Annotated in this window: 13 protein-coding genes; 1 reads left to right on the top strand and 12 read right to left on the bottom strand. The window is 41.0% G+C overall.

The window, feature by feature from the left end; genetic code table 11:
• Window positions 1-130 precede the first annotated feature (130 nt).
• The 6 genes from LRA01S_RS06780 to coaE all read right to left on the bottom strand — a co-directional run bounded on the left by LRA01S_RS06780 (window position 131) and on the right by coaE (window position 8,385).
• Entirely contained in the window at window positions 131-1,012 is an 882-nt protein-coding gene (locus LRA01S_RS06780; protein ID WP_061774877.1) for a class II fructose-bisphosphate aldolase, read from the bottom strand.
• Window positions 1,013-1,218: 206 nt separating this feature from the next.
• Window positions 1,219-4,632 (bottom strand): pyruvate carboxylase, encoded by a 3,414-nt coding sequence (locus LRA01S_RS06775; protein ID WP_061774876.1) that lies wholly within the window; start codon window positions 4,630-4,632, stop codon window positions 1,219-1,221.
• 123 nt (window positions 4,633-4,755) lie between these two features.
• On the bottom strand, window positions 4,756-6,012 hold the full coding sequence (locus LRA01S_RS06770) for an FtsW/RodA/SpoVE family cell cycle protein (protein WP_061774881.1): 1,257 nt from the start codon (window positions 6,010-6,012) through the stop codon (window positions 4,756-4,758).
• A gap of 302 nt (window positions 6,013-6,314) precedes the next feature.
• Window positions 6,315-6,461: a 50S ribosomal protein L33 gene (gene rpmG / locus LRA01S_RS10785; protein WP_072353592.1), complete on the bottom strand. Its 147-nt coding sequence runs from the start codon at window positions 6,459-6,461 to the stop codon at window positions 6,315-6,317.
• Complete coding sequence (locus tag LRA01S_RS06765) at window positions 6,451-7,656, bottom strand: multidrug efflux MFS transporter (RefSeq protein WP_061774880.1); 1,206 nt, start codon at window positions 7,654-7,656, stop codon at window positions 6,451-6,453. The genes rpmG and LRA01S_RS06765 overlap by 11 nt, the downstream gene beginning before the upstream one ends.
• A 141-nt stretch (window positions 7,657-7,797) precedes the next feature.
• On the bottom strand, window positions 7,798-8,385 hold the full coding sequence (gene coaE / locus LRA01S_RS06760; protein WP_061774875.1) for a dephospho-CoA kinase: 588 nt from the start codon (window positions 8,383-8,385) through the stop codon (window positions 7,798-7,800).
• Between the two features lie 89 nt (window positions 8,386-8,474).
• Here coaE and LRA01S_RS06755 point away from each other — a divergent pair, with 89 nt between their 5' ends.
• Window positions 8,475-8,780 carry a DUF1827 family protein gene (locus LRA01S_RS06755; RefSeq protein ID WP_061774874.1) on the top strand — a complete coding sequence of 102 codons (306 nt, stop codon included), beginning with the start codon at window positions 8,475-8,477 and terminating at the stop codon, window positions 8,778-8,780.
• Window positions 8,781-8,838: 58 nt separating this feature from the next.
• Here LRA01S_RS06755 and gad read toward each other — a convergent pair whose 3' ends face one another.
• The 6 genes from gad to hpf all read right to left on the bottom strand — a co-directional run bounded on the left by gad (window position 8,839) and on the right by hpf (window position 17,222).
• Window positions 8,839-10,242: a glutamate decarboxylase gene (gene gad / locus LRA01S_RS06750; RefSeq protein ID WP_061774873.1), complete on the bottom strand. Its 1,404-nt coding sequence runs from the start codon at window positions 10,240-10,242 to the stop codon at window positions 8,839-8,841.
• Between the two features lie 209 nt (window positions 10,243-10,451).
• A complete protein-coding gene (pflB, locus tag LRA01S_RS06745; protein ID WP_061774872.1) occupies window positions 10,452-12,752 on the bottom strand; it encodes a formate C-acetyltransferase in 2,301 nt (766 codons plus the stop codon).
• Window positions 12,753-12,952: 200 nt separating this feature from the next.
• On the bottom strand, window positions 12,953-13,867 hold the full coding sequence (locus LRA01S_RS06740) for a magnesium transporter CorA family protein (protein WP_061774871.1): 915 nt from the start codon (window positions 13,865-13,867) through the stop codon (window positions 12,953-12,955).
• Window positions 13,868-13,890: 23 nt separating this feature from the next.
• The gene (locus LRA01S_RS06735) at window positions 13,891-15,015 is read right to left on the bottom strand and encodes a VanZ family protein (RefSeq protein ID WP_061774870.1); all 1,125 of its coding nucleotides are present in this window, start codon (window positions 15,013-15,015) and stop codon (window positions 13,891-13,893) included.
• 99 nt (window positions 15,016-15,114) lie between these two features.
• Entirely contained in the window at window positions 15,115-16,440 is a 1,326-nt protein-coding gene (gene eno / locus LRA01S_RS06730; protein WP_061774869.1) for a phosphopyruvate hydratase, read from the bottom strand.
• Window positions 16,441-16,670: 230 nt separating this feature from the next.
• Window positions 16,671-17,222: a ribosome hibernation-promoting factor, HPF/YfiA family gene (gene hpf, locus LRA01S_RS06725; RefSeq protein ID WP_061774868.1), complete on the bottom strand. Its 552-nt coding sequence runs from the start codon at window positions 17,220-17,222 to the stop codon at window positions 16,671-16,673.
• Window positions 17,223-17,228 lie beyond the last annotated feature (6 nt).

Genomic DNA, 17,228 nt, shown 5'->3' with positions numbered 1-17,228 from the left:
TTTGATGTATAATCTCAATTCCTCATCAAAAAAACGTCTGCCATCACTGACAAACGTTGATTTATTCATGTTTTAAAACTTAATTAAGCTTTGTTTGCTCACAATCAAAGATTACTTCGCAGAATAAGGCTTAGGCCTTATTTGCAGAACCGAAAACGTCGATACGTTCTTCAACTGCTGCTTGAACTGCGTCAATACCTGGTTTAAGGAATTTACGTGGGTCAAACAATTTTTTAGCTTCGTAGTCAGCTTCGTTAGCATCGTAGTCACGTGCAAATTGACGAGTTGCTGCTGCAAAAGCTTGTTGTGATTCAGTGTTAACGTTAACTTTGGCAACACCCATTTCGATTGCTGTACGGATTTGGTCATCAGGGATACCAGAACCACCGTGAAGTACGATTGGGAAACCAGGAACAGCGTCAGTTAATTTTTTAAGGTGATCCAAGTCAAGACCAGTCCAGTTAGCTGGGTAAGGACCATGGATGTTACCGATACCAGCCGCAAGGAAGTCAATCCCTGTTTTAACCATTTCAACTGCATCTTCGATTGGTGCTAGTTCACCAGAACCGACGATACCATCTTCTTCACCACCGATAGTACCAACTTCAGCTTCGACTGAGATACCTTTAGCGTGAGCAAGCTCAACGATTTCTTTAGTTTTTTCAAGGTTTTCAGCGATTGGAAGATGTGAACCATCAAACATCAAAGATGTGTAACCAACTTCGATAACTTCTTTAGCATCTTCATAGTGACCGTGGTCAAGGTGAATTGCAACTGGTACAGTGATGTTCATTGATTCTACAAGGTTTTCAATGATGTATTTAGCTGTTTTGTAGCCACCCATGTATTTACCAGCGCCCATAGACGTTTGGATAAGTACTGGAGCTTGTTTAGCTTGAGCTGCACGCAAGATAGCTTGCGTCCACTCCAAGTTGTTTGTATTGAATCCACCGATTGCGTAGCCGTTTTCACGAGCTGCTGCAACGAATTTTTCTGCTGAAACGATTGCCATTTCTTAAGTTCCTCCAAAATTTATTTAACGAGTTAATTATACCACTTTGTGAAGGATTATTCTAGTTTTTCGTGGATTTATTTTATTTTCTTCAATTTTTACCACTTTTTTACTGAAAATTGCAGATAAATTTACATTATATTTCCTTAAGCAAAAAAACTTACGTTCCCTTAAAGCTCGGACTCGTAAGTTTTTAGCGCTTATTGTTATTTCATCTCGATCAATAAATCTTGGGTGGCAATCGCTTCTGCTGCCTTTACATAGATTCTCTTAATCTCACCATCAAATGGCGCCTCAATGGTTGTCTCCATCTTCATCGCTTCTGTCACCATGAGCGGTTGTCCTTTGACAACTTTCTCATCAGGTTTAACAAGAATAGTCACGACTGAACCAGGCATGGTTGCACCGACATGATGCGGATTAGAAGGCTCTGCTTTTTCTTTAACAATAGTCGTCGTTTTTATTGACGTATCCTTAACAATCACCTCACGGCGTTGTCCATTCAGGTTAAAGAAGAGTGTTCTATTACCTTCGCTATCCGGCTCAGAGATGCTATCCAAGTGGATCAGCAAGACTTTACCTTTTTCAATTTCAACAGAAATCTTCTCACCCACACGCATACCATTAAAGAAAGTCGGTGTATCAAGCAATGTGACACTACCAAACTCATTTTGCATTTTTTGGTAATCAAGAAAGACTTGCGGATAAAGGATATAACTCAAGACTTCGTGTTGACCTGGTTTATAGCCTAACTTCTCAGTCAACTCAGCAACCACATCATCAAAATTAACAGGTGCTGCGTGCAAACCAGGACGGTCTGTGATAAAAGGTTTGTCTTTGAGAATAATTTTTTGTAATTTCTCTGGGAAACCACCAACTGGTTGACCTAAATCACCTGCAAAGAAGCTAATCACAGACTCAGGGAAGCTAAGCGTGTCCCCTTTTTCATAGATATCTTCTTCCGTCAGGTCATTTTGCACCATGAAAAGTGCCATATCGCCGACAACTTTTGAAGATGGTGTCACCTTGATGATATCACCGAACATCATATTAACCGTGTGATACATGGCTTTCACTTCATCAAAGCGCAAGCCCAAGCCAACAGCAGTTGCCTGTGATTGTAGGTTAGTATATTGACCTCCGGGCATTTCATGCGAGTAAACTTCCGTTTGCGGGCTTGTCAATCCTTTTTCAAACGGGGCATAGAATTTACGAACATCTTCCCAGTAATGGTTGATTTGTGACGCATTATCAATATCTAATTCAGGCGCTCGGTTGCCATTTTCTAAAGCATAATAAAGCGATGACATACTTGGTTGACTAGTTCCTGATGACATAGCTGCCGTTGCCACATCAACGATATCAACACCTGCCGTTACCGCCGCAGAACAGGTAATAATGCCATTACCAGAAGTATCATGGGTATGCAGGTGGAGTGGAATATCAACCGTCTCTTTCAACTCTGAAATCAAACGATAAGCCGCTTGTGGTTTCAAAATCCCTGCCATATCTTTAATGGCTAGGATGTGCGCACCCGTTGCTTCAAGTTCTTTAGCCAGATCTTTATAATATTTGATATTATATTTTTGACGATCATTGTCTAAAATATCACCCGTATAACACATGGTTGCTTCAACGATCTTCCCTGTATCACGCACAGCCTGAATCGATTGCTCCATCTGTGGCAGCCAGTTGAGTGAATCAAAGACGCGGAATACATCCATGCCTTCTTGAGCTGCAATCTTGATAAATTCTTGGATGACATTATCCGGATAGTTTTGATAACCAACCGCATTCGACCCACGAAAGAGCATTTGGAACATGGTATTAGGCATTAATTTTCGGAGTTCACGCAAGCGATACCAAGGACTTTCGTTCAGAAAACGATAAGCCACGTCAAAGGTTGCCCCACCCCACATCTCAGCAGAAAACAGATTTGGTAAGCCTTGGTCCACTGCTGATGCGACTTGTTTCATATCTTGTAAGCGCACGCGTGTTGCCAGAAGACTTTGATGGGCATCGCGGAAAGTCGTATCCGTCAACAGCACTTCCTTGCGAGACTTGACATAATCCACAACTGCATCTGCGCCTTGCGCATCCAGAATATTCTTAGTCGTTAGCGTTTCAATTTTCTTCACTTTAGGGTAGCGTGTTTCATCAAAATAAGGTTTAGATGTTTGATTAATGCCTGGGAAGCCGTTGACAGTGATATTAGCGATATATTTCATCGTTTTATTGCCACGATCTCGTAAACGCGGTAAATCAAAGAGTTCTGGTGTACTGTCAATAAAGGTTGTCTTGGCATCTCCCGAAATAAATTCTGGGTGATTGAGGACATTTCTCAAGAACGGAATATTAGTTTTAACACCACGAATCCGGAATTCACGTAGACAACGATCCATCTTACGAATGGCTTCCTTAAAATCAGTCGCATTTGTAATAACCTTAACGAGTAAGCTGTCAAAGTAAGGGGTTACTTCATAACCAGAGTAGGCATTTCCGACATCAAGACGGACGCCAAAACCACCTGGTGAACGATAAGTATCAATTTTACCTGTGTCAGGTAGGAAATTATTTTCAGGGTCTTCAGTTGTGATTCGACATTGGATGGCAGAACCGAGCAATGGAATTTTATCCTGTTCAGGGATCTTGACATCTTTGTGAAGGTCAGCACCCTCAGCGATTAAAATCTGAGCTTGGACAATATCAATGCCTGTCACAACTTCTGTAATAGTATGCTCAACTTGAACACGTGGATTGACTTCGATGAAATAGAATTCATTGTCTTTGACTAAAAACTCAACAGTTCCGGCATTGACATATCCGACATGTTTGCAGAGTTTGACTGCAGCATCACAAATGCGTTGACGTAACTCATCAGGCATCCCTACACTAGGTGCAACTTCGATAACCTTTTGATTCCGACGTTGAACAGAACAGTCACGCTCATATAAATGCACCACATTGCCATGGGAATCGCCGAGGATTTGAACTTCGATATGTTTCGGGTTGGTGATGTATTTTTCGACGTAAATTTCATCTGAACCAAAAGCTGATTTGGCTTCTGATGCGGCACGCGCATAGCCATCACGCGCTTCGTCTTCATTATGGGCAACACGCATGCCTCGACCACCACCACCAAGGGCAGCTTTGATCATGACAGGGTAACCAAAAGTACGACCAAATTCAAGGGCACCTTCCAAGTCAACAGGACCTTCTGTCCCTGGAATAGACCCGACACCAGCTGCAATAGAGGCCTCTTTAGCCTTAATTTTATCCCCGAAAATATCAAGATGATGCAAAGTTGGTCCAACAAAAATCAAACCAGCTGCTTCAACCTTACGCGCAAAGTCAATGTTTTCTGATAACAAACCATAACCTGGGTGAACAGCTTCAGCACCAGATTCAAGTGCAATACGCACGATATCATCAATATCAAGGTATGCATCAATCGGTTTCTTGCCAGCACCAACTTGGTATGCTTCATCTGCTTTAAAGCGGTGAACAGAATACTCATCTTCTTTCGCATAAATCGCTACGGTTGAGATACCCAACTCGTTACAAGCACGGAAGACACGGATAGCAATTTCGCCACGGTTAGCAACTAGTAGTTTTTTCATATATAAAGCCTTTCAATTTTTTACAGAAATAAAAGTTTTCTTTAAAGACTGTGGATTCACAGTCTAGAAAAGTTGTCGCATCAATGTTTCAGTATACCTAGATATGTCGTACCTGCATGATAACTAGTCACGCAAGGCAGTTGACGAGAGTTCAGAAAAATCATATTTGGCTGTCATTTCCGCTAACTCTCGTCGTTTTTCATCTGCGGAAATGTTGAGGACAAAGCCTATCCCAACTGATAGGGTCAGGAGCGAATTCCCACCTTGACTCAGGAAGGGGAAGGTTACACCTGTAGAAGGAATCAAACCTGAAATCCCACCGATATTAACCAGCACCTGTGCAAACAAAATCCCGCCGACACCGATTGCCATCATACTATTAAAAGGGTCTTTGGCCTTAATCCCAACCATGAAAATGCGCATAATCAGGAAGAAGAGAATCCCTAGGATAATAATTCCACCAATCAAGCCTAACTCCTCAATCACAATTGCGAAAATGAAGTCAGTGTGGGCTTCTGGTAGATAGCCTTTTTTCTCGATTGAATTACCCAAACCTCTACCGAACCAGCCCCCATTTGAAATGGCATAATAGCCATTAATCAATTGGTGACCTGAATCTCCCGTATCCTGAAAGGGATTGGCAAAGGCAATAAAGCGTTTATTGACATAGGCAATCGAGCCAAAGAAACTAGGAATGACATTACCACCTGTAATTTTAAGCAAGGCTAAAATCGCTAGTGTTAGGGAGCCAAATATTTTCATAAAGCCTGTTCCCCAGCGATAAGAAACACCACTAACCGCAAGGACTGTTGCCGAACTAATGATAATCAGCAAGGCATTCCCCATATCAGGCATGATCACAACAGCACCGATCATGGCAACCATCCAAACACGCCAACCAGTAATAAAGTTGACCCAGAATTGATTGCGATCAAATAAGGCATTGAGATCATAAGTCCGAATTTTTTCTTGTTTGCTAGCAAAGGTAGCTGATAAAAACCAAACGGCAACGAGTTTTAGATATTCAGCTGGCTGAATACTACCAATCCCAGGAATAATAATCCAACCGTGTGCTCCATTTACCGTTGGCACAAAAAATCTGGCTATGAACAATAAAACAAGCATAACTGGAATCAAAATGCCAAACCAGTTGCGACTTCTCAACTTATCCACCTTGATGCGATAAATGACCACAATCATGACTAACGAAAAAGCAAAGAAAATGGTTTGATTTCGGAAAAGTTGATAGGGCGGCAAGCCAAGTTCTATCTGATGAGGAACGGTGGCTGAGAAGACCATAATCAGGCCTAGTACCGATAAAATCAGATAGGGGATGAGAATTGAGTAGTTTATAAAGTGTCTTTTTTTGAGTTCTTTCATTGTCATATCATTGCGTCTGTTACGCAACTATTATCCTTTAAGTAGGCACGCTCTAGTTATCGTCTCTGACAACGACTAGAACATGCTTGATCATCTCACTACCTGCTTTCTACCCTAGTCCATTTTCTTTGCGGCAGTCGCATCGAAGACTAAACATTTGAGTAGTTATAGTGATTAAATTCCATTATATCATTTTTTAATCTAAAAAAAAGAAAGGTGTTGAAATTTTCTAACAACTTTCTATCAATGTTCGGTTTACATCTCTTTCAACCTGATTTAATATCCCATTTACTTCGAATCGTTCAGGTTTCGATATGCATGATGACTTTACGATCTTTCGGACAATACTTTAAAACTTGCACTTTATCCGGATGGGTCGCTTTATTTTTAGACGAAATATAGTTTTGTTGACCACATTTGGTACATTTGAGGTTAATTTTAACTCGCAATATCTCGTACCCCTAACAATTTTCTAAAATTAAAGAGCGACCAGATAAGGTTAAATAAAACGAAACAGCTCGTCGTTAAGAACACAGCCCGATAACTGATATAGCCTGCAATAGCACTCCCCAACAAAGGACCTGCCACTTGACCAAAGTTTGTAAACATTTGATTAAAACTAAAAATTCGCGAAATACCTTCCGGTGGCGTGATTTTTGAAAGTAGGGAATTGACCGATGGCATCAAAGCACCTGAACCGAAACCTAGCATGAAACGCAAAATCCCCAGTTGCAGAGGTGTTTTGACAAAAGCCATGGGTAAATAAATCAAAAAGCTATAAACCAAGCCAATGATAATCAAGCGATGACTGCCGATTTTATCTCCAATTCTCCCCAGAATTCCTGATGATATCATGGCTGATAAGCCTACAGAAGAGACGATGAAGCCTGAAATCATCATCACGTTACCTGTGTGACCATTAAGCTCTCGAATATAGAGGGTTAAAATAGGGGCAATCGATTGCACCGTCAGCTGCAAGATAAAACTTGTGATGAACAAACCAAGTAAGATTTGACGATTACTCACACGCGCAAAGACTTCTTTCGTCGGCAATAAATCATGCTTTTCAATCGGTGTAAAATCTTCTTTAACAAAAAAGATAGTCAACAAAGTCACAAGCAATAAGACCGCACCTGTGATCAAGAAAACATTTTCCATACCAACAGCTTGGGCTAAAAAGCCACCTATGGAAGGTCCGATTAAGACACCGGCTACCATGCCTGTTGATAAAGTGCCTAAGGCATAGCCACTTTTTTCTCTCGGAACTTGACTAGCAATCAAGGCAGTTGAGTTTGGAATATAACCTGCAAATAGACCATTCAATAGGCGCATAACTAAGAGCCACCAAACATTTGGTACAAAAGCCAAGGCACCCATAGTAAAAGTCATGACAACAGAAGCCCGTACCATCATTACCCGTCGACCTTTTTGGTCAGCTAATTTCCCCCATAAAGGAGCAACAAGACCACTGGCTAAGGCACTTACTGCCACTGAAAGCCCTGCAAAGATTTCGACTGCACTACCTCTAACCCCTAGTTTCTCGACATACAAGGGCATAAATGGCATAACGAGTGAGATACTCGCCGCTGTGAAAAATGTTCCTAACCAAGCAATTAACAAATTGCGTTTCCAATTGATTTTTATAATAGCACTTCCTTCCAGAATTGATGTCAATTGGATTGATGCATCAACTCGAATTTATCATTATTAAATTATCCTAAACGTGATAATCTTTCCAAGCCCAAAGCGCTGCAAAAAACGAACACCATCTTCCGACAGTACCCGCTAAATCTCGCTTATTAAACTTGCTAATTGATTTTCCAGTACTTCTATTGTATCACAATTTTCGATAATTCTGGTGGCTAAACTGCGCTTCTCATCTATAGGCATCTGCGCCTTGATTCGTAACATCGCTTCTGATTCAGATAAACTATTGCGTTTCATGAGGCGTTTGATCTGGATGTCTTGGGGAGCATAGACTAACCAAGTCTCATCAAATCCTGTATAATCTCGCTCAAATAAGAGCGGAATATCCATAAAAATAATCTCTGATTGATTGGTCTCACATCGTCTGAAAAGTTCCGTTCGAATGATGGTATCTTGCACATTAGACAGCTTACCACGCGCTACTGAATCAGAAAAAATTAAAGCACCGAAGGTCGCCCGATCTAATTCGCCATTTTTCAGAAAATAAGCCTCACCAAATGTATCACGAATTGCTAGATATAAGGCACCGCCTACTTCCTGTAGCTCTCTTACAACAGCATCTGCATCAATGACTTCATAACCATGTGCCCGAAGATAGGAGGTTACAACAGACTTACCGGTAGCAATACCACCAGTTATCCCGATTACTTTTTTCTTGTTACTCATGTTACTATTATAACATTTTCTATTCCAATTTTTTAATTTTCAAACTAAAAGTGCTATAATAGATTTAAAGAACAATATGGAGGAAAGCTATGAAAATCATCAATGTCACTAACAACTACCCTGATCTTGTCCGTGAGCAACTTAGAAATACAGATGCTTTGACGGTTGAGGTTTATTCTGCTGGCAATACTACTGTTATTTTTACGAAGGCTGCTAGCCACTATGAAATTATTATAACAAATAAGCACCGTGCCATTCGACCTGATGAACGTGAAGGCATTCAAAAATTTTTCCTCAAAAAACGTCTGGATCAATCTATCATTGATCATGATCAGATTTCAATCATTGATGAGCCAAGACTAATGGAGATTTCTTATCCAATCATAACAAAATAAAAAACTGCATTGACTAGCAGTTTTTTATTTTATCCAAAATTTGACTTTGGGTAATTCTTTAGTGTGTAAAGCCTTGGACGCGTCTATCGTCATCTTTTTCACGTAAAAATCGTGAGTCATCTAATTTAGTAATGGCCCATTTGAAATCTTCCGCAAACTCTTCTGCGACATTCATACTCAAATCAGCACGAACGACATAGCGCTGAATAATCGTATCTGATAAATCAGCTGGGAGTGGATAAGCAGGTACTTGCCACCCTTTCATTTGTAGGACGTCAGCCAGTTCATACAATGTCCATTCTTGTTTGCTCTCATCTTTTAACTTGTAGCAGACAATCGGTAACTGCTCACCTGCATTGTAAAGGGTAAAACGACCAGTTGATTCTACTGTCTTGGCTAGGAATCGGGCAACATCGTGAGTACGTTGGTGAATGGCTTTGTAGCCATTAAAGCCAAAGCGCATGAAATTATAGAATTGTCCGATGATGGGGCTGGCACTCCGAGAAAAATTGATGGCCATGGTCGGCATGTTACCTCCCAAGTAAGACACACTGAAAATCAACTCCTCTGGCAAATAGGCTTTATCGCGCCAAAGTACCCACCCGATGCCAGGATAAACAAGGCCGTACTTATGGCCAGATGTATTGATCGACACAACGTTATCAAGCTGAAAATCCCACTTGAGTTCAGGCGACATGAAAGGGGTATACATGCCACCAGAAGCGGCATCAACATGAATTGGGATGCTGATTTTTGCAGTTTGATTGTAGGCGGTCAAAACTGCATCTAATCCTAAAATGTCGTCGTAGCAGCCAGTATAAGTGATGCCAAGAATCCCCACAACACCAATCGTGTAGTCATCAAAATAACTGCTAATGTCAGAAATATCAAGGCTCATGTTTTCCGCCGTCATCGGCACTTCCCGTAGCTCGACATCGAAATACACGGCAAACTTCTCCCAACAGACTTGGTAGCCGGATGAAATGACCAGATTAGGCTTGCGGCCTAAAATATCAATGCCAGCAGCTTTAGCCCGTGCCCGCCAACGGAACTTCATGGCCATACCACCTAGCATACAGGCTTCAGAGCTACCAACGGTCGAGGTTCCCATATAGGTCTCTTGTTCTGGAGCATGCCAAAGATCCGCAATCATATTGACACAGCGGTTTTCAAGCTCTGCTGTTCGAGGATATTCACTCTTATCAATGGCGTTTTTCTCTAGGGTTTCACCCATGAGCAAGCTGGCCTCAGGTTCCATATAGGTCTGACAAAAAGTCGCTAAATTTTGCCGTGCTGCCCCTTCATCCAAGAGCTCATCCTTAATCAGTTGATAAGCAATACGCGGCTCAATTGGATCCGCCCCTAATTTGTATTTAGGAATATCACGGTCCGACGCACCAGACCCAAAAATAGGCTGCAAATAAGTCGACTTCTTGGATTGATCATTTTTTCCGTATAACATAGGATACCTCCACCTTCATCACATCTTACTCTTATTTTAACATAAAACCTCCATTTAACCGGCTTGGAAGTCATTCCACTTCTCACCCCCATGCACCCTTAAAAGCTTCAATTGCCACGACCTTCGGTCCATGGCCAAGCACCTTTGACAGCAACTGATACAAAAAAACCGTCAGAAGACGGTTTCTCAGTATTTGAAGCAAGTGACACTTAAACATCCATTGACAAAACTTCGTGGAAGACACGGTGTGTCAATTCATGTTTTTGTTCTTTTGTAAGGTATTTCGTGTTAACACAGTAGCCAGAGATACGAACGATAACATCTTCGCCGTTAAGGATTTTATCTTTCACATCAGCCAAGTCCATGACATTCAAGTTGACGTGTTGACCACCATCTTCGAAGTAACCATCGAGGACGTCAACCAAGTTATCCACTTGTTCATCACGTGTTTTACCAAGTGCTTTTGGTGAAACTTGCGTTGTTAGAGAGATACCATCGTTGGCATGTTTAAACTCAAGTTTTTCAAGTGTGCGAAGGTTTTGCAACCAACCACCTTTGGCCTTGTTAGATGGGTTAGCACCAGGTGAGAAGAATTCAACTTCACTGATGTTTGATGTGCCATCTTCATTCAAGAATACACCACGGTGAACTGGCGAGTTACCTGTTTGTTTAGAATAAGCCACATTTGATGTGATGGTCAACAATGATACAGTTGCTTCTGCATCTTTGTGCAATTGATGGCTAGCCAAACGGTTATGGTATTCTGCCATCAACCATTTTGCAATGTCATCAGCACGGTCATCATCTTCACCGTAACGAGGGAAATCACCGATTGTTTCGTAATCGTAGATGTAACCATTTTCGTCGCGGATTGGTTTAACTGTTGCGTATTTAATGGCTGACAAAGTATCCACTGTATTTGCGAAACCACAGATACCGAATCCCATGTTAGCGCGTTGGTGACTTGGTAAGAAAGCCATTTGAACTGCTTCATAATTGTATTTGTCAGTCATGTAGTGGATGATGTTCAAGGCATCCACATACGTGCCAGTCAACCAGTCAAGAGATTTTTCAAAGTTAGCTTTGACTTCGTCAAAGTTTAAAACATCAGATTTAATTGGATCGATATCGAAAACTTTGTAATCACGATGCACATCATCATAACCACCATTAATACCAGTTAAGAGGGCTTTCAAGACATTAACGCGTGCGCCAAAGTACTGAATGTTGTGACGACCTTCTTCGTTTTCTGGGTCAAGTGGTGATACACAACAAGAGATACATGACATTTCGCCATAACCATCTTCAGCCATTGTTTTCACGCCTTCATACTGGATAGAAGAGTGTTTGTGACTCATACTCATACAGTAGCGTTTGAAGGCATAAGGCAATTCACTCGCCCAAAGGACAGTCAAGTTTGGTTCTGGTGAGTTGCCAACGTTATCCAAGGTGTTCAAGAATCGGTAATCCATTTTTGTCACACGGTGTTTACCGTCGTTACCCACACCAGCCATTGATGTTGTGATGAAAGTTGGATCACCTGAATAAAGCGCATCGTATTCTTTTGTCCGTGCAAACTTAACAGTACGCAATTTCAAAACGAAATCATCAACAAATTCTTGGATTTCTGACTCTGTGAATGTCCCACGCGCCAAGTCACGTTCAGCAAAGATATCCAAAACGATTGGCACACGACCAAGAGAAGTTGCCGCACCATTGATCACACGACAAGCTGCCATGAAGGCAATGTTAGTCCATTGAATGGCTTCCTTAACGTTTTTGGCAGGTTTGCGTACATCTACGCCATACAAGTCACCAAGTTTTGCAACTTCACCAAGTGCTTGATATTGCATGTTGATTTCTTCACGAAGACGAATTGTTTCTTCATTGATTTCTTTAATAGCATTCCAGTCAGCAAATTTTTCTTTCATCAAGAAATCTGCACCGTAAAGGGCCAAACGTGCATAAACCCCAATAATACGACCACGTGAGTAAGCATCTGGCAAACCAGTTACAGTGTGGGCGTGGCGTGCTTTACGGATATTAGACGTATAAGCACGGAAAATCCCATCATTAACTGTTGTCACATGTTTGGTGTAGATTTCATGCATGAGTGGATCTGGTGTGTAGCCATGCTCTTTCAAGGCTGTTTCAGCCATCCGAGCGCCCCCTTTAGGCATGAATGACAGACGGAAAAGCTCAGAGTTTTGAAGTCCGTAGATCAGCTCATTTTCTTTGTCAATGTAACCAGCTGGGATATCAGCGATTGACGCTGCGCGATCAGTATCCATAGGGAACTGAGACGCTTCATAACGGTCTTTCGTTGACTCGATGATGTTTTTGATTCTCAAAGAACGTTCTGTCGGTCCTGCAAGGAAAGATTCATCTCCATCGTAATTTTTGTGGTTGTCTTTTACGAAACGAGAGATGCTGACTTTTTCTTTCCAGTCTGTTCCCTTAAATCCTGCCCATGCTTCTTCAAAAACGTTTTCAGTCACTTCAGTTTTCATGTTTTATTATCTCCTATTTTTGACGAGAAAGGTGACATTCCCTAAGTCACCTGTTTTATACTACATAACCATTCTATCATACAGAAAACGGTTACACAAGTAAAAAACGAGGGTTTTATGACTTTCTCTTATGTAACAGGTTAAGGAATCATTAAATCTGTACCATTTTCAAGTTGCAAGTGTGTTAGTTCACAAAGTTATTAAAACATTCGTTTCCGTAACATAATGCGAAAAACCAACCAAGAAATTAAAGTCGCAGCCACCATAATCAGCCAAAAAGCGTACGATACATTCTGAAAAGGCAATTTAACATTCATCCCATACAAACCTGCAATAATCGCCGGAATCGTCATAATAAATGTCGCACTTGTCATAATTTTCATAATGATATTCAAATTATTGGAAACAATATTGGAAAATAGGTCACTCAAGTTTTCAAGTAACTTCAACTGAATCTCTGTCGTCGTCAAAGCCTGTGCTGCTTCAACATAGATATCAAAAATCCGATCCGAAAAACCATTCTCACCCTGATCTCGTAAATAAGCCATCAATTTTTGATAGACTTCGATATTATCCTCAAGCGCTGCCTCAAAATAGATCAGACTTTTCTGCGACCGAATTATCTCCATGATTTGCGCATTTTCCTGAGACAATGCTAGCTCTTTCTCAATCACCTTCATCCGCTTCTTGAACTGAGCCAAGTAATTATTAAAAGATCGTCCGAGTGTACTCATGATCTGAAAAATCAGCTCATGTTGGTAGCGTGACGGATCATAATGACGCTCGAAAATCGGCGATAAATCATAATCATGGTTTAAGGATAAAATGACGTCTTTTTTCTTTGGATTTATGATCAAAGAAAAAGGATAGACCTCTGTAGCTTCATCCTCTACACAAGGATACTGAAGCAAGAGCAAGAGATTTCCTTCGTCATCCATCTCAAAACGAGCATTTTCATCATCATCCAAAATCCCTGCTATATAGTCAAAAGGAAAGTTATGAGCAGTCGCAAGACGACCAATTTCTTCTTTCGTAGGCTTGGTCAAAAGTGTAAAATCAAGGCCGTCAGCTGACTGAACGAGGGTATTTTTATCTAACTTATAATTTGTAATCATAGGTCAATTATAGCACGTTTAAGCTACTTCTCCGACTTATTTTGATAGGTCGACACCAAACGTGTGCCTGAGAGAATTTCATGGAAAAATTGTTTGGTAAATAGGCTGACAAATAAACTAATCACAAAGACGAGGATCAGAAAAAGGCCAAACAAGGAGAGAAAATAATAGGTTCCTAATTCAGATGCTATAACTGTTCCAGTCTGGTTCAGTACATACAGCTCAGCCGCAAACAAACCGATGACCAGGACATACCCAAATAGATTTCTCAGCACTACCTGTAAGACACCCGCTTTACCACCCGACTTGTCAGTCAGTTTCAAATGGACAAGTCTTTGACCAAGAGTTGGCCACCCGACAAGTTCTGGTACAACAACCCAAAAAAGATAGAGTAGGATGCTAATAAGCTGATGAGGTTGACCCACGATCAGGTTATAGGTGACATCACAGACGATAATTACAGTAAGATCAAGCAAAATCGCCACACTTTTACGGTTGATAGAGACTCTATAACTTCTCTCCTCTAGGGTTTCAACGATGTCTTCTTTTTTAGGCAATATTTTCCCAAGTGGGCCTGATATTAACCACCCCAACATGGCACCACAGGTGTTCAAGAGTAGGTCATCGACATCAAATAGACGATAAGGGCGAGGATAGAGGCCAAATAAGGCTGAGCGTTGAATGAGCTCAAAAGAGAGTGTCAAACAAAAAGCTAAAACCAGGCTCGTCACAAAGCGTTTTTTATACTGGTAACGCAAGAACATGCCAAAGGGCAAAGTCAGGAGCAAATTAAAAAATGGCTGAATAAACTGCGGGCTTTTAGCTGCATGCAACCACGTCCTAGGCTGTGTTAGCACAAAACCTGAGTAGGTGATAAAGTCATGAACAAAGTCAAACAGATGTAAATTTTCGACAGGTCCGGTCATAGCTCTAACCTGATCAACCGTCGGTAAGGGCAAAATGGTCAGGGCATAGGCGCAGAGGAGGTAAAAGATGAAGGCATAGTTGACGCCAACCATCCAACCTGAGATGGCACCATAACGATGATACTGCCGGATCAAAAACGGCAACAAAAGTAAAATTGCAAGAAAGGGAAACATCACGACAATCAGGCGGATTGACGAAATATAAGGTGCTAAGTTAGCCATAATTATCTCCAATAAATTTATGATACTTTTATTATAGCAAAAAAAGAACCCCGAGAGGTTCTTCTTCTAGATTCAAGTCTCTGAAATCAGATCAACTGATTAGAAACGAGATTTGTCTTTGATGTTGTAGAATGAGTCAAGGCCTTTGTAAACCGCAACTTCACCCAATTGATCTTCGATACGAAGTAATTGGTTGTATTTAGCGATACGGTCAGTACGTGACAATGAACCAGTTTTGATTTGACCAGCGTTAGTTGCAACAGCGATGTCTGAGATTGTAGAATCTTCAGTTTCACCTGAACGGTGAGAGACAACAGCAGTGAAACCAGCTTCTTTAGCCATTTCAATTGCTTCAAAAGTTTCAGTCAAAGTACCGATTTGGTTAACTTTGATAAGGATTGAGTTTGAAGCACCCTCAGCGATACCACGTTTGAGGTAGTCAGTGTTTGTAACGAAGAAGTCGTCACCAACAAGTTGGATTTTCTTACCAAGTACTTTAGTAAATTCTTTCCAACCTTCCCAGTCGTTTTCGTCAAGACCATCTTCGATAGAGATGATTGGGAATTTAGCTACGAGTTCTTCGTAGTAAGCAATCATGTCTTTCTCAGTTTTAAGTTCCCACTCTTCTTCTGGTTTGTTAGCCAATTTACCGAATTCGTAAACGCCTTTTTCTTTGTTGTAGAATTCAGAAGATGCAGCATCCATAGCAAGAACGATGTCTTTACCTGGTACATAACCAGCTTTTTCGATCGCTTCGATGATGACTTCGAAACCTTCATCGTTTGATTTCAAGTTAGGTGCGAAACCACCTTCATCACCAACGGCAGTAGAGTAACCTTTAGCTTTAAGGATTGAAGCCAAAGCGTGGAATACTTCTGCACCATAACGAAGCGCTTCTTTGAAAGTAGGCGCGCCAACTGGCATGATCATGAATTCTTGGAAGTCAATAGAGTTGTCAGCATGTGAACCACCATTTATGATGTTCATCATAGGAGTTGGCAATACTTTTGTATTGAAACCGCCAAGGTAGTGGTAAAGTGGTACTTCAAGGAAGTCAGCAGCAGCACGAGCTACAGCGATAGACACACCAAGAATTGCGTTAGCGCCAAGTTTACCTTTAGTTGGTGTTCCGTCCAAAGCGATCATCGCACGGTCGATAGCTTGTTGGTCGCGAACATCGTAACCAATGATAGCTTCAGCGATAACGTTGTTTACGTTGTCAACAGCTTTTTGTACGCCTTTACCAAGGTAACGAGATTTGTCACCATCACGGAGCTCAACAGCTTCGTGTTCACCAGTAGAAGCACCTGAAGGTACCATTCCACGGCCGAATGCACCTGATTCAGTGTAAACTTCTACTTCGATTGTTGGGTTACCGCGTGAGTCAAGGACTTCGCGAGCGTAAACATCAGTAATAATTGACATTTTTGTCTCCTTTAATTTTAAACACCCGATGGCATTTTTTTAATTACCACCTTATATTACCACTATTTTACGGATATTTCAAGGAAAAATACTGTCCCACACCTTTTTTTACAGAAAATTTTCATTCCAAATGCTTACATGTTATAATTTCAGGACATCTACTCTAAATCATACTAAAAAAGCCTACACAATGTGCAGCCTTTTTCAGTCATTTATTAAAATGAGGTGTATTAGTTGGTTTCAATCAAACCAATGTTACCATCTTCCCGGCGATAAACGATGCTTGTAGCACCTGTTTCACCGTCTGTGAAGATGAAGAAATCATGGTCGATCAAATCCATTTGAAGCACCGCTTCTTCAGCATCCATAGGTTTCAAATCAATGTTTTTAGTTCTAACAATTTCAATGTTTGCTTCTTCAATTTCTTCTTCTGGTGCTAATTCGACAAAGGTATCAAAGACTTTACCAGTTGCGATGTGGTTACGTTTCTTTTGTACTTTTGTTTTGTACTTACGAATTTGGCGTTCCAGTTTTTCTTGAACCAAATCAACTGAACCATACAACTCTTGAGAGGTATCTTCCGCACGAAGTGTGATGTTTTTAGCTGGAATTGTCACTTCTACTTTTGACGTTTTATCAGCATAAACTTTAAGATTAACGTGGGCAGTCAGCTCTTGATTTTCAGTAAAGTATTTTTCAAGTTTGCTGATCTTTTCTTCAACGTAGCTGCGGATGCTGTCTGTGACTTCGATGTTTTCACCGCGAATGTTAAATTTAATCATAATAAT

Origin of the sequence: Pseudolactococcus raffinolactis NBRC 100932, assembly GCF_001591765.1 — a bacterium.
GTDB classification, from domain to species: domain Bacteria; phylum Bacillota; class Bacilli; order Lactobacillales; family Streptococcaceae; genus Pseudolactococcus; species Pseudolactococcus raffinolactis.
This window is presented reverse-complemented; position numbering and strand designations above follow the sequence as displayed.